The sequence below is a fragment of the Variovorax sp. LARHSF232 genome (assembly GCF_052871435.1).
In genome coordinates this window covers 487,968-504,952 of record NZ_JBIXJS010000003.1, presented here as the reverse complement: position 1 = coordinate 504,952, position 16,985 = coordinate 487,968, and the positions used below count along the sequence as shown (strand labels likewise).

20 protein-coding genes are annotated in these 16,985 nt (G+C 66.9%); 11 read left to right on the top strand and 9 right to left on the bottom strand.

Translation table 11 applies throughout. The features are described from left to right. Positions 1–30: 30 nt before the first annotated feature. Positions 31–1,002 (top strand): ribose-phosphate pyrophosphokinase, encoded by a 972-nt coding sequence (locus ACIPRI_RS11215; RefSeq protein ID WP_446621511.1) that lies wholly within the window; start codon positions 31–33, stop codon positions 1,000–1,002. Between the two features lie 105 nt (positions 1,003–1,107). Next, the gene (locus ACIPRI_RS11210) at positions 1,108–1,758 is read left to right on the top strand and encodes a 50S ribosomal protein L25/general stress protein Ctc (RefSeq protein ID WP_446621510.1); all 651 of its coding nucleotides are present in this window, start codon (positions 1,108–1,110) and stop codon (positions 1,756–1,758) included. 68 nt (positions 1,759–1,826) lie between these two features. On the opposite strand, the gene ACIPRI_RS11205 is transcribed toward ACIPRI_RS11210, so the two are convergent. Both ACIPRI_RS11205 and ACIPRI_RS11200 read right to left on the bottom strand, forming a co-directional pair. Next, on the bottom strand, positions 1,827–2,414 hold the full coding sequence (locus ACIPRI_RS11205; RefSeq protein WP_446621509.1) for a hypothetical protein: 588 nt from the start codon (positions 2,412–2,414) through the stop codon (positions 1,827–1,829). Between the two features lie 9 nt (positions 2,415–2,423). Beyond that, positions 2,424–3,053 (bottom strand): hypothetical protein, encoded by a 630-nt coding sequence (locus ACIPRI_RS11200; RefSeq protein ID WP_446621508.1) that lies wholly within the window; start codon positions 3,051–3,053, stop codon positions 2,424–2,426. 117 nt (positions 3,054–3,170) lie between these two features. On the opposite strand from ACIPRI_RS11200, the gene pth reads away from it, so the two are divergent. Together pth and ACIPRI_RS11190 are read left to right on the top strand one after the other, a co-directional pair. Next, positions 3,171–3,803, top strand: coding sequence for an aminoacyl-tRNA hydrolase (pth, locus tag ACIPRI_RS11195; protein WP_446621507.1), 633 nt, complete (start codon positions 3,171–3,173; stop codon positions 3,801–3,803). 30 nt (positions 3,804–3,833) lie between these two features. After that, the gene (locus tag ACIPRI_RS11190) at positions 3,834–4,310 is read left to right on the top strand and encodes a hypothetical protein (RefSeq protein WP_446621506.1); all 477 of its coding nucleotides are present in this window, start codon (positions 3,834–3,836) and stop codon (positions 4,308–4,310) included. Between the two features lie 9 nt (positions 4,311–4,319). Here the strand turns inward: ACIPRI_RS11190 and ACIPRI_RS11185 are convergent, their stop codons facing one another. Beyond that, complete coding sequence (locus ACIPRI_RS11185; protein WP_446621505.1) at positions 4,320–4,619, bottom strand: YfhL family 4Fe-4S dicluster ferredoxin; 300 nt, start codon at positions 4,617–4,619, stop codon at positions 4,320–4,322. A 120-nt stretch (positions 4,620–4,739) separates the two neighbouring features. On the opposite strand from ACIPRI_RS11185, the gene ACIPRI_RS11180 reads away from it, so the two are divergent. The 4 genes from ACIPRI_RS11180 to ACIPRI_RS11165 all read left to right on the top strand — a co-directional run bounded on the left by ACIPRI_RS11180 (position 4,740) and on the right by ACIPRI_RS11165 (position 8,670). Beyond that, entirely contained in the window at positions 4,740–5,690 is a 951-nt protein-coding gene (locus ACIPRI_RS11180; RefSeq protein WP_446621504.1) for an ABC transporter permease, read from the top strand. Then, entirely contained in the window at positions 5,687–6,568 is an 882-nt protein-coding gene (locus ACIPRI_RS11175; protein WP_446621503.1) for an ABC transporter permease, read from the top strand. Before ACIPRI_RS11180 ends, ACIPRI_RS11175 begins: the two co-directional genes overlap by 4 nt. Positions 6,569–6,584: 16 nt before the next feature. Continuing rightward, positions 6,585–7,586 (top strand): ABC transporter ATP-binding protein, encoded by a 1,002-nt coding sequence (locus ACIPRI_RS11170; RefSeq protein WP_446621502.1) that lies wholly within the window; start codon positions 6,585–6,587, stop codon positions 7,584–7,586. A 109-nt stretch (positions 7,587–7,695) separates the two neighbouring features. Continuing rightward, complete coding sequence (locus tag ACIPRI_RS11165; RefSeq protein ID WP_446621501.1) at positions 7,696–8,670, top strand: Bug family tripartite tricarboxylate transporter substrate binding protein; 975 nt, start codon at positions 7,696–7,698, stop codon at positions 8,668–8,670. Between the two features lie 18 nt (positions 8,671–8,688). On the opposite strand, the gene gcvH is transcribed toward ACIPRI_RS11165, so the two are convergent. The 6 genes from gcvH to metC all read right to left on the bottom strand — a co-directional run bounded on the left by gcvH (position 8,689) and on the right by metC (position 13,989). Continuing rightward, positions 8,689–9,054 carry a glycine cleavage system protein GcvH gene (gene gcvH, locus ACIPRI_RS11160; RefSeq protein ID WP_446621500.1) on the bottom strand — a complete coding sequence of 122 codons (366 nt, stop codon included), beginning with the start codon at positions 9,052–9,054 and terminating at the stop codon, positions 8,689–8,691. Further along, positions 9,051–9,656, bottom strand: coding sequence for a peroxidase-related enzyme (locus ACIPRI_RS11155; RefSeq protein WP_446621499.1), 606 nt, complete (start codon positions 9,654–9,656; stop codon positions 9,051–9,053). The genes gcvH and ACIPRI_RS11155 overlap by 4 nt, the downstream gene beginning before the upstream one ends. Next, positions 9,653–10,174, bottom strand: a complete 522-nt coding sequence (locus ACIPRI_RS11150; RefSeq protein WP_446621498.1) for a CMD domain-containing protein — start codon at positions 10,172–10,174, stop codon at positions 9,653–9,655. The genes ACIPRI_RS11155 and ACIPRI_RS11150 overlap by 4 nt, the downstream gene beginning before the upstream one ends. 24 nt (positions 10,175–10,198) lie before the next feature. Continuing rightward, the gene (locus ACIPRI_RS11145; RefSeq protein WP_446621497.1) at positions 10,199–11,698 is read right to left on the bottom strand and encodes an NAD(P)-binding domain-containing protein; all 1,500 of its coding nucleotides are present in this window, start codon (positions 11,696–11,698) and stop codon (positions 10,199–10,201) included. Between the two features lie 22 nt (positions 11,699–11,720). Further along, positions 11,721–12,731, bottom strand: a complete 1,011-nt coding sequence (locus tag ACIPRI_RS11140; protein WP_446621496.1) for a Bug family tripartite tricarboxylate transporter substrate binding protein — start codon at positions 12,729–12,731, stop codon at positions 11,721–11,723. A 64-nt stretch (positions 12,732–12,795) separates the two neighbouring features. Further along, entirely contained in the window at positions 12,796–13,989 is a 1,194-nt protein-coding gene (gene metC, locus ACIPRI_RS11135; RefSeq protein WP_446621495.1) for a cystathionine beta-lyase, read from the bottom strand. Between the two features lie 134 nt (positions 13,990–14,123). Here metC and ACIPRI_RS11130 point away from each other — a divergent pair, with 134 nt between their 5' ends. From ACIPRI_RS11130 to ACIPRI_RS11120, 3 genes are read left to right on the top strand one after another with little or no spacing between them, the layout of a single operon-like run. Next, a complete protein-coding gene (locus tag ACIPRI_RS11130; RefSeq protein ID WP_446621494.1) occupies positions 14,124–14,582 on the top strand; it encodes an Lrp/AsnC family transcriptional regulator in 459 nt (152 codons plus the stop codon). A 37-nt stretch (positions 14,583–14,619) separates the two neighbouring features. Beyond that, positions 14,620–15,435, top strand: coding sequence for an ATP-binding cassette domain-containing protein (locus ACIPRI_RS11125; protein WP_446621493.1), 816 nt, complete (start codon positions 14,620–14,622; stop codon positions 15,433–15,435). Positions 15,436–15,483: 48 nt separating this feature from the next. Next, positions 15,484–16,971: an ABC transporter substrate-binding protein gene (locus ACIPRI_RS11120; RefSeq protein WP_446621492.1), complete on the top strand. Its 1,488-nt coding sequence runs from the start codon at positions 15,484–15,486 to the stop codon at positions 16,969–16,971. The last annotated feature ends 14 nt before the right edge of the window (positions 16,972–16,985 follow it).

Sequence of the window (16,985 nt, the reverse complement as noted above, 5' to 3'; positions counted from 1 at the left end):
AGGGGCCCTTCGCATTGCCGGGACGCAAGCATGCAGGCTCCACATCCTGATTTCATGGTTTTCACCGGCAACGCCAACCCGGGCCTTGCCGCAGAAATAGCGCACAACCTCGGAACCACGGTGGGCGCTGCCCGCGTGGGCCGGTTCTCCGACGGCGAAGTCACCGTCGAGATCAACCAGAACGTCCGTGCGCGCGACGTGTTCGTGGTGCAGTCCACCTGCGCCCCGACCAACGAGAACCTGATGGAACTGCTGATCATGGTCGACGCGCTCAAGCGCGCCTCGGCCGAACGGATCAGCGCCGTGATTCCCTACTTCGGCTACGCCCGCCAGGACCGCCGCCCGCGCTCGAGCCGGGTGCCGATCTCGGCCAAGGTGGTGGCCAACCTGCTGCAGACGGTGGGCGTGAGCCGGGTCCTGACCATGGACCTGCACGCCGACCAGATCCAGGGCTTCTTCGACATCCCGGTCGACAACATCTATGCCTCGCCGGTGCTGCTGGGCGACCTGCGCGCCAAGAACTACGAAGACCTGATCGTGGTCTCGCCCGACGTCGGCGGCGTGGTCCGCGCCCGTGCGCTGGCCAAGCAGTTGAACACCGACCTGGCCATCATCGACAAGCGTCGCCCGAAGGCGAACGTGAGCGAAGTGATGAACGTGATCGGCGAGATCGACGGACGCAACTGCGTGATCATGGACGACATGATCGACACCGCCGGCACCCTGGTGAAGGCGGCCGAAGTGCTCAAGGAGCGCGGCGCCAAGAAGGTGTATGCCTATTGCACGCACCCGATCTTCTCGGGTCCGGCGATCGAGCGCATCACGCAGTCGGCGCTGGACGAAGTGGTGGTGACCAACACCATTCCGCTGTCCGACGGCGCCACCGCCTGCGCCAAGATCCGCCAGCTGTCCGTGGCGCCGCTGATCGCCGAGACGGTCCAGCGCATTGCCAAGGGCGATTCGGTGATGAGTTTGTTTTCGGATCAGGACAACCTGTTCTAAGTAACCGAGAGGTCGGGTCCGAACCAAGAGCGGGCTTCCAATTCAAGGAGGCCCTTTTTCAATCGACGTCGCACTGGTCGCGGTCGGCGTCTCAAGGAGTCAGCTATGAAATTCGTCGCTTTTGAGCGCGCCATGCAGGGTACGGGTGCGAGCCGCCGTCTGCGCATCTCGGGCAAGACGCCCGGCATCGTCTACGGTGGCGACACCCAGCCGCAACTGATCGAACTCGATCACAACGCGCTGTGGCACGCCCTGAAGAAGGAAGCCTTCCACTCCTCCATCCTCGAGATGGAAGTGAACGGCGCCGTCAGCAAGGTCCTGCTGCGCGACGTGCAATACCACCCGTTCAAGCAACTGGTGCAGCACATCGACTTCCAGCGCGTTGACGCGCGCACCCGCCTGACCGCCAAGGTGCCGCTGCACTTCAAGGGCGAGGAAGAATCCGAAGCCGTGAAGCTGAACCACAACCTGGTGAACCACGTGATGACCGAACTGGAAGTCACCTGCCTGCCGGCCGACCTGCCCGAGTTCATCGAGGTCGACCTGACTGGCCTGACCAGCGGCGCCACCGTGACCGTCAAGGACGTCAAGCTGCCCAAGGGCGTGAAGTTCGTTCCGCACGGCAACAAGGTGAACCCGGTGGTGGCATCCGCCGTGGCCCCGCGCGTCGAAGAAGAAGCTGCCCCCGCTGCCGAAGGCGCTGCCCCGGCCGAAGGCGCCGCTGCCGCCAAGCCGGCTGCCAAGGGCAAGAAGTAATCGCGCCCTGTGCGTGAATGGAAAAAGCCCGCCTCGGCGGGCTTTTTCTTTTTGGGGCCGGCTGCGCGCTAGGCCTTGAACGCCTTGCGGAATTCCTCGTCCTTGAGCAGCCGCGCCACCAGGCGCCGGTACAGCGCCGCATAGCGGTTGGCGGCATCCGGAATGGCGACCGCGCCGACGAACGATGAGGGCCAGGCGTCGCTCTCGACGAGTTCCTTGTCGAACAGGGTCTGGCCCGCGCGCGCCACCTTGATGCGGGCGCCCAGGCTCGCCGCACCTTGCGACATGCCGGCCTCGACCATGCTCTTGGTCAACTGTCCACTGATCACCGTCGAAGATCCCGGGTCGAGCAGGCCCGCGGCCCGCAGTTCGCTGCTGAGCGTTTCCTGCAGGTACTTGGCCAGGGAGTTGTCGAACGGCGACGAGAAGTTGTTGCTGCGGATATCGACCCCATGGTCGAGGCTCTTGGGCAGCCCGGCCGAGAGCGTGAAATCGCCGACAGCCGTTGCAGGCATGCCCGATGCCTTGGCAGCCTGAATGCCTTCTGCGCTGGGCGTGGGCGCACCCAGCTTGACCTGCGCGCAGCCCGTCAGGAGCGAAAGCCCCAACGCAAGGGCGGCCAGCGACAGCGCCCGCATGAACTCGAGACGCATCATGGTCCGCGCTTACCTGAAGGACGGGTCTTGCGACAGGTCGTTGAGCGCTGTACTCAACACCTGGTTTGTCATCATCGTGACGGCTTCCCCAATGTCCTTCACCTCCTTCGCGTCGCCCGGCGACTTGGCGGCGCCAATGGTGGTGTGAATGACATGGCGCGCCGTCTTGACGATGGGCTGCTGCTGCCCCGGAGCCATGTAGCTCACCGTGCAGATGTAGCCATCGGACACTTGGGAGCCGGCCAGCCCGAAGGTAAGGCCGGTGACAAAGCCCTTGCTGAAGGCATCGTCCTGCATCGGCACGTTGTTGAGCTTGACGCTGAGCAGGGCGCCGCCGGCCACGGGCTTGTCTTCGATCGAAGAGAACAGCCCGCTGGACGCAACCTGGTCCTGAATCATCTTGCGCGTGTAGTCGGTGGCCTTTGCGTTGGCCACGCCCTTGGTCTCGAACTCGTACAGGAACTGCACCGGCGCAGGAGCCGCGGGCCGCTTGAACTCGGACGCCTGGATGCCCTTGGTGGCACCGTCCACATAGTGCGTGGCGCATCCGGTCAGGACGCTCAAGGCCACTCCGCCCACCAGCGCAGCAAATGCGCGCGCGAAACCTTGGCGCCACTCGGCGCGCAATGCGAATTGCATGATTACTCCCTTTGATTCCATGCCTTGCAAATCGCCGACCAGCCCTTTTGCCAATCCAGCGAGGCCGAATGTAACTGATTGAAACCTCGCGCCGGGGAGCCATCGATAATCCAAAACATGATCAAGTTGTTCGTCGGCCTGGGCAATCCGGGCCCTGAATACGAAGCGACGCGGCACAACGCGGGCTTCTGGTGGATCGACGCCCTGGCGCGCGACCTGAAGGTGGCGCTGGTGCCCGAGCGCAGCTATCACGGCTATGTGGCGCGCACCAGCATCGGCGGCCAGACCGTGTGGCTCTTGGAGCCGCAGACCTTCATGAACGTGTCGGGCAAGTCGGTGGCGGCGTTGGCGCGCTTCTTCAAGATCGCGCCCGAAGAAATCCTGGTGGTGCACGACGAGCTCGACGTGCTGCCCGGCCAGGCCAAGCTCAAGTTCGGCGGCAGCCATGCGGGCCACAACGGCCTGCGCGATGTCCACGCGCAGCTGGGCACCGGCGACTACTGGCGCCTGCGACTGGGCATCGGCCATCCGGGCGCCAAGTCCGAGGTGGTGAGCTGGGTGCTGAAGAAGCCGCTGCGCGAGCACCGCGACGCCATCGACGAAGCCGTCGCGCGCACGCTCAAGGCCGTACCCGCGCTGGCGGCCGGCGAAATGGACAAGGCCACGCTACTAATTCACACCAGCAAGCCGCCCAGGCCCAAGCCCCCGAGAAAAGACCCTGGCGAAGGCGGCGAAACACCTCCAAGCTAGCGGCATCAAAACAAGGAGGGGGAGGAATGCATGACCACGCTGTCATCGCATTGGATCGCGCTGGCCTGCGCGGCAGCTGCCGCCGCCGCTGTTGCGCAGGCGCTTGCCGCGCCCGCTACCACCATCTGGCGCTGCGGCAACAGCTACTCTGACACGCCCTGCGAGGGCGCCAGGCCCATCGAGGCCGATGCGCCGCCCAGCGCCGAGCGGCGGCGCCAGGCCGACGAAGGCACGCGGCGCGACATGGAAGCCGCCAACCGGATGCAGCGCGAGCGCCTGAGGCTGGAGGCCGAGCATTCGCGCCGGGGCGCCGTCGTGATCGGTGCGCCGGCACGCGGGGAAGCGGCCCGCGCAGCCCCGGCGCCCACGCTGCTCAAGCCCGGCAAGAAGAAGCGCCTGGAAAAGCCCGACGCTTTCGTGGCCAGCTACGCCAACCCCGACGGCAACGAGAAAAGAAGCAGCAACAAGAAGAAGAAAAAGCCGAAGGCTGCGGCGGACGGCAACTGAACTAGGGAACTAGGAAGAGGACGTGGGCGCCGCCGGCGTTGCGCCGGCGGCGCGTGCCGCCTTGGCCGCAGCCAGGCGCTCGAACTTCTGCCACAGCGTTTCGCGCGACTCGGTGTGCGCGGGGTTCACCGGAATGCAGGCGACAGGACACACCTGCACGCACTGCGGCTCGTCGAAGTGGCCGACGCATTCGGTGCACTTGTGCGGGTCGATCTCGTAGATCTCCTCGCCCATGTAGATTGCGTCGTTGGGGCACTCCGGCTCGCACACATCGCAATTGATGCATTCGTCGGTGATCATGAGGGCCATCCCTGCAATTATCGACTTGCCACGGCCGGCCTGCCGACATGCACCGGCAAGGCCCCAACTGCCTCCGGTGCAATCCCGGCATGGGAGTTGCAAACCTCGGGTTATGCTGCGGCCCGCCCTATGAGTCTGTTCCTGTTCAAGCGCATCCTGACCTTGATCGCCACGCTGGTGGGCACCTCGGTCATCGTTTTCCTGGTCCTCGAAATCCTGCCGGGCAACGCGGCGCAGATGCTGATGGGCGCCGATGCGTCGCCCGAGGCGATCGCTGCCAAGACGATCGAGCTGGGCCTGGACCAGCCGGCCTGGGCCCGCTACTGGCACTGGGTCGGCGGCCTGCTCACCGGCAACCTGGGCAACAGCTACGCCTACGGCTCGCCGGTGCTCGACCTGGTGCTTGAACGTCTTTCGCTCACCATCCCCCTGGCCCTGCTGGCCATGGCCTTCACCACCGCACTCGCGCTCGTCGTCGGCGTGACGGCGGCGGCGCGCCACAACAAGCTGGGCGACGTCGGGCTCATGGGCCTGACGCAGATCGGCATCGCCATTCCCAACTTCTGGTTCGCGATCCTGCTGATCCTGGTGTTCTCGGTGCAGCTGCAGTGGTTCTCGGCCGGCGGCTTCGACGGCTGGAGCGAAGGCATCCTGCCCGGCCTCAAGGCCCTCCTGCTGCCCGCCCTGTCGCTGGCGGTGGTGCAGGCCGCCATCCTGGCGCGCATCACGCGCTCGGCCGTGCTCGAAGTGATGCGCGAGGATTTCGTGCGCACCGCGCGCGCCAAGGGTGTGTCGCAGCGCGCCGTGCTGTGGGGCCACGTGCTGCGCAACGCGATGATCCCTGTGGTCACCGTGATGGGCCTGCAGTTCTCCGAACTGCTGGCAGGCACCATCGTGGTGGAAAACGTGTTCTACCTGCCGGGGCTGGGCAAGCTCATCTTCCAGTCCATCGCCAACCGCGATCTGATCGTGGTGCGCAATTGCGTGATGCTGCTGGCGGCGATGGTGGTGATCGTCAACTTCGTGGTCGACGTTCTTTACGCCTTGATCGACCCGCGCTTGAAAGCAAGCGACATATGAGCAGCCTTCCCGTCCCCGTCCCCAGCGGCGCCGCGCTCAAGCTGCCCGGCTTCTGGCGCCGCGCCTCGCAGCACCGCAGCTTCGTGATCGGCGGCGTGCTGACAGCGCTGCTGCTTCTGGCGGCGGCTCTCTCCTTCGTCTGGACGCCGTGGTCGCCCTACGAGATGGACATGGCCAACAAGCTGCAGCCGCCCGGCGGCGCGCACTGGCTGGGTACCGACGTGTTCGGGCGCGACGTGGCTTCGCTGCTGCTGGTGGGCGCGCGCAGCTCGATCCTGGTGGGCATCATCGCGGTGGGCATCGGCCTGACGGTCGGCACGGCCCTCGGCCTGCTGGCTGCCGCGCGGCGCGGCTGGGTCGAGGAGGGCATCATGCGCCTGACCGACTTCACGCTGGCCTTCCCCGCCATCCTGTCGGCCATCATGATGACCGCGGTGTTCGGCGCCGGCATCGTCAACGCCATCGTCGCCATCGGCATCTACAACATCCCGACCTTCGCGCGCATCACGCGGGCCTCGGCCAACGCCGTGTGGTCGCGCGAGTACGTGGCGGCGGCGCGCGCCTGCGGCAAGGGCGCCTTCGCCATCACCATGCAGCACGTGCTGCCCAACATCTCGGCGGTGCTGATCGTGCAGATCACGATCCGCTTCGCCATCGCCATCCTGGCCGAGGCCGCCCTCTCCTACCTGGGCCTGGGCACGCAGCCGCCGCAGCCTTCGTGGGGCCGCATGCTGGCCGAGGCGCAGACCATGATGTGGCAGGCACCCCTCCTGGCCGTGTTCCCCGGCACGGCGATCGCAATGGCGGTGCTGGGCCTCAACCTGCTGGGTGACGGCCTGCGTGACCTGCTCGATCCGCGGCTGGCCCGCGCCCGCTGATTCATCCCCGTTCTTCATGGCCCTGCTCGACGTCGAAGACCTGCACATCCGCCTGCAAACCCAGCGCGGCCCGGCCGAGGCGGTGCGCGGCATCTCCTTTTCGCTGGAGCGCGGCGAGACGCTGGGCATCGTGGGTGAATCGGGCTGCGGCAAGTCGATCACGGTGCAGTCGCTGATGGGCCTGTTGCCTTCCACGGCGCAGGTGAGCGGCAACATCCGCTTCGACGGGCAGGAGCTGGTGGGCCTCGCCGAGCGCGAGATGTGCAAGATCCGCGGCGACCGCATCGGCATGATCTTCCAGGAGCCGATGACTGCGCTGAACCCGGTGCACACCGTCGCGCGCCAGGTCGGCGAGCCGCTGCGCCTGCACCGCGGCCTTTCCACCGGCCAGGCGCGCCAGGAAGTGCTGGCCCTGCTCGAGCGCGTGGGCATTCCGGATGCCGCCTCGCGGCTCGATGCCTACCCGCACCAGTTTTCCGGCGGCCAGCGCCAGCGCATCGGCATTGCGATGGCGCTGGCCTGCGGGCCCGACCTCTTGATTGCCGACGAACCCACCACCGCGCTGGACGTCACCATCCAGAAGCAGATCCTGGAGCTGATCCAGGGCCTGGTGGCCGAGCGCGGCATGGCGCTGATCCTCATCTCGCACGACCTGGGCGTGATCGCGCAGAGCGTCTCGAAGATGCTGGTGATGTACGGCGGCAGCATCGTCGAGAGCGGCCCCACGGCCACCGTGTTTGCCGACCGCGAGCATCCCTACACCCAGGGCCTCTTTGCCGCCCGCCCCGCGCTGGGCGCACCGCGCGGCCAGCGACTGGCCACCATTCGCGGCAGCGTGCCGGAACTGGTGGACCTGCCCGTCGGCTGCCCCTTCGCGGGGCGCTGCGGCTTCACGGTCGACGACTGCCACACGACGCGGCCGCCCGCCACGCGTCTGCAGCATGGCCACGATGTGCGCTGCATCCGCCTGGATGCCGTGCACGCCGACCGAGCCAGCGAGTTCCGCAGCGCGAAGTGAAAAGGCAAGATTGTTCCAATCCGCGCGGCTGCTCGCCGCAAGATTGGAAGCATGTTTTTTGCATGGGGACCTAAGCTTCCCTGAACCTCACTCCATTGCCTGGCTCACCATGAAACTCCGCTTCAATCCATTGCTGCTGGCCGCGCTCGTGTGCCTGGGCCAGTCCCCCGCCATGGCACAGACCGACAGCAGCAGCAAGCCGCTGCGCATCGTGGTGCCCTTCGCGGCGGGCGGCGCGCAAGACGTCATTGCGCGCTACCTGGGCAACAAGCTGAGCGCCAAGACGGGCACGCCGGTGATCGTCGACAACAAGGCCGGTGCCGGCGGCATCGTCGCCGCGGACTTCGTGGCCAAGGCCGGCGACGGCGCGACGGTGCTGATGGCCACGGGCGGCGCCATCACGGTGGCGCCCCAGTTGCAAGCCAAGCTGCCCTTCGACCCGCGGCGCGATCTGGTGCCGGTGGCCCTGATCGCCGACACGCCGATGACCGTGGCCGTGCGTTCCGACAGCCCCTACAAGACGCTGCCCGAGCTGCTGCGCGCCGCCAAGGCCAAGCCGGGCGAGCTGAGCTATGCATCCACCGGCAACGGCACCGTATCGCACCTGGCCGGCGCCCTGCTCGGCCAGGCCACCGGCGTGTCGCTGCTGCACGTGCCCTACCGCGGCGCGGCGCCCGCCCTGACCGACCTGATGGCCGGCCAGGTGACGATGATCATCACCAGCGCCGCGTCGATCGATCCCATGGCGCAAAGCGGCAAGGCGCGCGTGCTGGGCACCTTCTCGAAGGCGCACCTGCCATCGTTGGGCAATCCGCCGACGGTGAGCGAAGCCACCCAACTCGCGGGACTGGAAGTGCCGATCTGGGTCGGCGTGATGGCGCCGTCGCGCATGCCCGCCGAGCAGCAGAAGAAGCTCTCGGCCGCGCTGGTCGAGGTCTGTCAGCTGCCCGAGACGAAGGAGCACTTCGCGCAGCTGGGCGCCGTCAGCGCCTGCGGCGCATCGGCCGAGATGGAAAAGGTGCTGGCCGAAGACAGCGAGCGCTGGGCCAAGGTGGTCAAGCTGGGCGGCATCAAGATCGATTGAGCCGCCGCCGAGGCGCCTTCAGCCGGTGAAGGCGGCGTAGGCGCCCTCGTCCATCAGCGCCTCGAGCTGTCCCGGCTCGATCGAGGCGAGCTTGAACACCCAGCCTGCGCCCATCGGATCGGCATTGAGCAGCTCCGGCCGATCGACCAGCGCCTCGTTGCGCTCGACGATCTCGCCGGTGGCGGGCATGTGCAGGTCCGCCGCCGTCTTGCTGGATTCCACCACGCCCACTGCCGCGCTCTGCGCATGCCGGCCGAGGGCGGGCAGCTCGATCATCACGATGTCGCCCAGGGTCTCCTGCGCATGCCGCGTGATGCCGACCGTGGCCGCAGCGCTGCCCTCTTCGAGCTGCACCCACATGTGTTCTGGCGTGTAGCGGATCATGCGCCGGCCCCTTCGTTGTCAGGAACGATGGGCTCGCCCAGGTTGAGCATGAGCCGGTTGGCCCAGGCGAACAGCGCCACCGAATGCACCAGGTCGAGGATCTCCATCTCGGTGAGGCCAACCTGCCGCAGCGCTTTCACATGCTCGGCGGACAGCGCATCGGGGTTCAACGCGAGTTCGCCCGAGAACTCGACGATCGCCTTCTCGCGTGGCGTGGTGCCGGCGCTTGAAGGATCGCGGAACAGCTGCTCGATCACATCGCTGCGCTTGGCCAGCTGCTCGAAGCGCCGCGCATGCACCGAAGCGCAGTAGATGCAGCCGTTGAGCCGCGACTCGACCGTGGCGCCCAGCTCGCGTTCGGCGCGCGGCATGCCGCCGGGCGCGAACATGATCGCGTTGAAGGCGACCGAGCGCTGCAGCAGCATTTCCGGCTGGTGCGCCAGCAGGAGGAAATAGGCAGACTGCTTGGCCTCGGGGCTCATCGCCTCCAGCGCCTCGATCTGTTCGGGCGTGGCGCTGTCCAGCGCGACCGTGTCGAGCCAGGCCTTCCAGCCCAGCACCTCGTTGGTGAAGCCGCCCGCGCGGATCGGTTCAGCGCTCATGCTGCGCTCCCTTCAGCCGCCATGGCCTGCAGGCCGGCAGCAAGGCGGACCTGGTAGGACAGGAAAGCGATCAGCTGGCCCAGCGCCACGATGGCCGGCGTCGTCAGGCCGACGCGCACGAGCGAATCGACAGCCGCGCGGTCGCCTTCGATCGGGCGCGCAATCAGCTTGGCGGTGAAGCCCAGCATGGTCTGCAGGCGCTCGTTGTCGAGCGAGGTGGCTTCGCCCCTGGCCACCGCATCCACCAGCGCGGCATCCGCGCCTTCGGCCAACAGGCGCTCACGGTAGTGCGCGGCCAACTCGCTCGCCTTCGATACGCGGCAAGCTTGCAGTGCAACGAACAGGCGCTCGGTCACCGAGATGCCCTGCACCGCCGGCGAGAACATGGCGTCGTAGCTGCCTTGCGTGGAGGCGACGATCTTGGGCCGCTCGCGCCGCAGCGCGTACAGGAGATGCTCGGGCGCGAGCGGAACGACGCTGTCGATCACGTCGGCTTCAGTCGGGGAAGAAGATGTCATGGGTTGCATCTGATGATGTCGTCGTCAGGAAACAGGTGAAAACTCGCGCGAGCCCGGCAAGGGAGAAGGCGTCCATTCGTCGCCGAACAGTTCAGGCTCGGCAAAAGCCTCGAGCCGCGCGTAGTGCGTCTCGAAGTCCTCGCGATAGAACAGGCTGGCCAGGCCGCTGGCCAGGCGCTGCGCGCCGTCGCTGATGGCGGGGATGTCGCCCGACACCGTGCCGTGCGAGAGGGCGGCCGGGTAGCAGAAGCAGTGGATGCGCTCGATCCCCGGGCAGGCGCCTTCGCTGCGCTGCTGAAACTCGAACACCGGACCGAGATCGGGCGAATCGGACAGTTCGCCATCCTCGCTGCCCGGCTGCGGCTCATAGCGGTCGCCCCAGGTGCGGATGTGCGGCGCGATGGCGCTGAACTCGGCACGGCTCGCCCAGTCCACGCGAAAGCCGGTGGCCACGATCAGGAAGTCCAGTTCGAAGTCGGCCTTGGGCGTCGCGACGTGGATCACGTCGTCCGCCAGCCGCAGGCCGCGCACCGGGCAGCCGAAGTTGAAGTAGGCATTGGGAAAGCGCGACACGCGCAGCGTGCTGCCGTGCGGCGGCGGCACGTTGGCCACGTTGATGTAGTGGCGCAGCTGCCACTTGAGTGGGTCAGGCAGATCCCAGTGGCCTTGCGTGAGGCCGGGAACGCCGGCGCCCTTGCCCTTGTTGACGCGCGGCAGGTCTTCGCGACGGATCAAAAGCTCGACGCTGTGCGCGCCCGCTTCCAGCGCGGTGCCGGCGCTGTCCATGGCCGAAGAGCCGGCGCCGATCACGCCAACGCGCAAGCCGGCCAGGCGCCCATAGTCCAGCTCGTGCGAAGAGTGCGCCCACTTGGCGCGCGGCAGGTTCTGCATGAAGGCCGGTATCGCCGGCCCGCCCAGCCCATCGCGGCCGGTGGCCAGCACGACACGGCGCGCCAGTACGCTGCTGGCACCGGCTGGCGTCTTGAGGTCGAGGCGCACCCTGCCGTCAGGGCGTGGATGCAGGCCGACCACCTGCGTGTCGTTGCGCACGTCCACCGCCATCACGCGCCGGTACCAGCGCAGGTAGTCCATCCATTGCAGCCGGGGGATCTTGTCCAGCGCCTCCCAGGCGGCCAGGCCGAACTGGGCCTCGAACCAGGCGCGGAAGGTGAGCGCAGGCAGGCCCATTGCCGGACCCGTCAGCTCCTTGGGTGAACGCAAGGTTTCCATGCGCGCCGTGGTGGCCCAGGGGCCTTCGCAACCGGCACTGGCGCGGTCGAAGATCAGCGCGCGAATGCCCAGCTGCGCCAGCCCCACGGCCGCCGCCAGCCCTGCCTGCCCGCCGCCGATGATGGCGACGTCCAGCACGTCCTGGCCCTCGTGCTGGCGACGCGGCATCCAGTCGCGCGCCGGCCCGCCCAGCCATTCCAGGTCCTGGGCCAGGCGGTGCTCCAGCGCGGCGAGACCAGCGGCCCTCGGACTCGCCGCCAACGATGTGGTGATGGATGAAGAATCAGATTTCATGCTTTTGAAAGAACGCGCGAGATCAATCCACGCTGATGTTGGCAACCTTGGCGACTTCGGCCCACTTCAGGCGGTTGGCATGCACCGTCTGCTTGAATTCGCTGGGCGATTCGATGCGCACGGTGTTGCCCTGGCTCTCGAACTTGGTGCGCAGCTCGGGCTGTTCCATCACGGTGCGGATGGCCGCGTTGAGCTTGTTGACGATGGCCGGGTCGACGCCCTTGGGCGCGAACACCGCGAACCAGATGGAGCTGTCGAAGCCCCGGGCGCCGGGCAGGCCGCTCGACGCGATGGTCGGCACGTCCGGGATGACTGCCACCGGCTTGATGGTGGTCACGCCCAAGAGGCGCACCTTGCCGGCCTTGACCTGCGGCAGTGCCGTCTGCACCTGGTTCATGATGCAGCAGGTCTCGCCGCGCACCACCGAAAGGATGGCCTCCGGACCGCCCTTGTAGGGCACATGCGTCATCTGCAGCCCCAGCCGCGAGTTGAATTCGGCAAAGGCCATGTGCGTGCCGGTGCCGTTGCCGGTGGAGGCGAAGTCGTACTTGCCCGGGTTGGCCTTGACGAGGTCGACGAACTCCTTGAGCGTCTTCACGTCCATGACGGCGGGATTGACCATGAGCACGTTCGACACGTCGAGCACCGGCGACACCGGCACGAAGTCGGCTTCCACGTCGAAAGGCAGCTTCTTGTAGAGCGCCGCATTGCTGCCATGCGTGGCGGCCGTGCCGAACATCAGCGTGTAGCCGTCGGGCCTGGCGTTGGCCACGTACTCGCTGGCGATGTTGCCTGCCGCGCCCGACTTGTAGTCGATCACCACCGGCTGACCCAGTTGCCTGGCCAGCGGCTCCTGGATGGCGCGCGCCACCACGTCGACGCCGGAACCGGCCGGGAAACCCATGATCAGGGTGACGGGCTTGCTCGGCCAGTCCTGTGCAAAGGCGGGCTGCGCGGCCAGCGAACAGGCCAGCGAACAAGCCGACGCCAGGCCCAGGACGGTGCGTTGAAGACGGTTGCGCAATGCGTGCATCGGGTTTCCCAGGAAAGTTGAAAGATCACTGAATCATGCAACGACCGTGCAAGCCCCGCGCGGCTCAACGGTGCTTGTGCAAGCGGTCCAGTGCGGATTGCATGTCGCGCACCAGGTCGTTGCACGACTCCAGCCCGGCGTGGATGCGCAGCAAGGGGCCCTCGTGCGTCCACGGTCGCACCGCGCGGGCGGGCGGATCCATCGGCAAGGCCAGGCTCTCGAAACCGCCCCACGACAGGCCGATGCCGAACAGCTCCAGGCTGTCGAAGAAGGCCTCCAGCGCCACGCGTCCGACCGGCTGCAGGACCACCGCGAACAGGCCGCTGGCGCCCTTGAAGTCGCGCCGCCACAGTGCGTGCCCCGCATCGCCGGGCAGTGCTGGATGCAGCACTTGCGCCACCATCGGATGGCGCGCCATGTGCTCGGCCAGCAGCACGCCGTTTTCCCAATGCCGGTGCAGCCGCACCGACAGGCTGCGCAGGCCGCGCAGGGCCAGGTACAGATCGTCGGGGCCGGCGGTCTGCCCGAAGTCGTGCGCCGCCTGCTGCAGTTGCGGCCAGGCACGCTCGTTGGCAGTGACCACACCCAGCAGGGCATCCGAGTGGCCCACGATGTGCTTGGTGGCTGCCTGTATCGACACATCCACCCCATGCTCGAAAGCCTTGAAGAACAGCGGACTGGCCCAGGTGTTGTCCATCACCACGAAGGCGCCCACCTTGTGCGCCTCGCGCGCGATGGCCGGCACATCCTGCACCTCGAAGGTGGCGGAGCCGGGCGACTCGACGAAGACGACACGCGTGGTCGGCCGCAGCTGCGCCTTGATGTCGGCGCCGGCCAGCGGATCGAAGAACTCGACCTCGATGCCGAAGCGCACCAGCAGCGTCTGCGCGAACGCGCGCGTCGGGCCGTAGACGCTGTCGGTGATCAGCGCGTGATCGCCCGGGCGCAGGAAAGCCAGCAGGCTGTGGGTGCAGGCGGCGAGGCCGGAGGGAAAGACGATGGCCTGGTGCCCGCCTTCCAGCTCGGCGATGGCGCTTTCCAGTGCGCGCGTGGTGGGCGTTCCGAAGCGGCCGTAAGACGCATAGGGGTTGCCCGGCAGCTTGCGCGACTCCCACTCGGTGAGCGAGTTCGACAGGATGGTGGAGCCGCGGAAGACCGGCGTGTTCACCATGCCGTGGTGGCTGGCGGAACTGCGCCCGGTGCGCACCAGGCAGGTTTCGGATTCGAAGGCGGTCAAGAGAAAAAGCTTTCGCGACAAGGAGGCGCTGTGTGGATGGAAACCAAGTCTAGGAAGGAAGGTGCGCGTTTGTTTTGCGAAAGATTGCGGTCATCGGCTCAATATTAGTAAGATATTCCCTAAATACGGCCATCTGTCGAACAAACGCGCTTTCAATGGACAAAATCGACAAATCCATCCTCGAGGTGCTGCAGGTCAATGCGAGCGCCTCGCTCCAGGAGATCAGCGAAAAGGTCAGCCTCTCGCCCACCCCCTGCTGGCGCCGCATCCAGCGCCTGGAGCGTGAGGGCTTCATCCTGCAGCGCGTGGCCCTGCTCGATCCGGGCAAGCTCAACGTGGGCGTGACCGTGTTCGTCTCGGTGCGCACCAGCGAGCACAACGAGCGCTGGTTTCGCCGCTTCACCGCGGTCGTCGCGGCCATTCCGCAGATCGTCGAGTTCTATCGGATGAGCGGCGACGTCGACTACCTCTTGCGCGTGGTGGTCCCCGACATCAAGGGCTACGACGCCGTCTACCAGCGCCTGATCCGGGAGATCGAGCTGTCGGACGTAAGCTCCAGCTTTGCCATGGAGCAGATCAAATACACCACGGCGCTGCCGCTCGACTACGCTTGACCGTGTCGAGCCGCCACGCCCCAGGAGGAGTTTTGCAGTGACCGACGACGTCCCTCTGCTCGAGGTCGAGAACCTCGTGCGCCACTACAGCCTGCCGCGCGAAAGCCTGTTCGCCCCGCCGCCGCAAGTGAAGGCCCTCAACGGCGTGAGCTTTCGCCTGGAAGCGGGGCGCAGCATGGGCATCGTCGGCGAATCGGGCTCGGGCAAGTCGACCATCGCGCGCCTGGTGATGGCGCTGGACCATCCCACCTCGGGCACGGTCAAGCTGCTGGGGCGCGACTTGCACCAACTGCCCCGCGAAGAACTTCGCGCCGCGCGGCGCGACGTGCAGATGGTGTTCCAAGACCCGTATGGCTCGCTCGATCCGCGCCAGACGGTAGAGCGCATCGTCGCCGAGCCGCTGGCCGCGCTGGACGGCAGCACGCGCGCCGAGCAGCGCGAGCGCGCCGAGCAATCGCTGGCCGCCGTCGGCCTGCGCAGCAGCGACCTGCACAAGTACCCGCACGAGTTTTCCGGCGGGCAACGCCAGCGCATCGCCATTGCCCGGGCCCTCATCACGCGACCCAAGCTGATCGTGGCCGACGAGCCGGTGAGCGCGCTCGACGTGTCGGTGCAGGCCCAGGTGCTCAACCTCATGCAGGACCTGCAGCAGGAGTTCGGCATCAGCTACTTGTTGATCAGCCACGACCTGGCGGTGGTCAATCACCTGTGCGACGACGTCTGCGTGCTGCACCGCGGCCTGGTGGTCGAGCGCGGCGCGCCGGCCGACCTGTTTGCCCACGCGGAGCACCCCTACACGCAAGCCCTGCTGGCGGCCGTGCCGCGCGCCGAACCGCCGGCGCTTCGCGCATGATGTAACGTCCCTGTTTCCTTTTTCCTTCATCGATCCGGAGTCCATGACATGCTGAAACGACGCACCCTCCTGACCACCGCCGCCCTGGGCAGCCTGCCGCTGGCGCTGCCGACGGCCTTCGCGCAAGCGAACAAGAGCGCCATGGTGTTGGGCATGACCTTGGAACCGCCGGGCCTGGATCCCACCGCCAACGCCGCCGCGGCCATCGGCGAAGTGGTGCTCTACAACGTCTTCGAGACGCTCACCAAGATCAATGCAGACGGCAAGGTCACGCCGCTCTTGGCCGAAAGCTGGGAGATCTCGCCCGACCTGCGCACCTATACCTTCAAGCTGCGCAAGGGCGTGAAGTTCCAGAACGGCGAGCCTTTCAACGCGCAGGCCGTCAAGTTCTCCTTCGACCGCGCCGCCGCCGAGAAGAGCACCAACAAGGACAAGCGCACCTTTGCCAACCTGAGCACGCAGGTGGCCGATGACTACACGGTGGTGCTGATCAACAAGGAGATCGACCCCGACCTGCCCTTCCTGCTGGGCCAGCCGACCGCCGTGATCTTCGAGCCCAAGAGCGCCGACGGCAACGCCACGCAGCCGGTGGGCACCGGCCCCTACAAGCTGCAAAGCTGGGTCAAGGGCTCTTCATTGGTGCTGACGGCCTGGGACGGCTACCGCAACCCGGCTGCCATCAAGCTCAAGCGCGTCACCTTCCGCTTCATCTCGGATGCGGCGGCGCAAGCCACCTCGCTGCTGGCGGGCGACGTCGACGCCTTCCCGCGCATCGCCACGCGCGTGGTGCCGCAGTTCAAGGCGAACCCGCAGTTCCAGGTGATCCTGGGCGGCTCGCGCGCCAAGACCATCCTGGCCATCAACAACAAGAAGAAGCCGCTGGACGACGTGCGGGTGCGCCGCGCCATCCTCGCCGCGCTCGACCGCAAGGCGGTGATCGACGGCGCCGCCGACGGCTTCGGCGTGCCGATCGGCAGCCACTACGTGCCCGGCGCCGCCGGCTACGTGGACACCACCGGCATCAACCCGCACGATATCGAGAAGGCCAAGAAGCTGCTGGCCGAGGCCGGCGTGAAGACGCCGCTGGAGCTCACCATGACGCTGCCGCCGCCGCCCTACGCGCGCCAGGGCGGCGAGGTGATCGCGGCGCAGCTGGCCAAGATCGGCATCGTCGTGAAGCTGCAGAACGTCGAGTGGGCGCAGTGGCTCAGCGGCACCTACGGCGGTGCGCACAACTACGACCTGTCGATCGTGTCGCACGTCGAGCCCTTCGACCTGGGCAACTACGCCAAGCCCGACTACTACTGGGGCTACCAGAACAAGGAGTTCGACGCCCTGTTCAACAAGATCAGGAACACCGGCAACGAAGCCGAGCGCAACAAGCTCCTGGGCGATGCGCAGAAGCTCCTGGCCACCGATGCGGCCAACGGCTTCCTGTTTCAGCCGCAGTTTCCCGTCATTGCCAAGAAGGGCGTCAAGGGCTTGTGGACGGCCATGCCGATCTTCTGCAACGACCTGTCGGCGATGAGCTGGTGACAAGGCATCGCGAA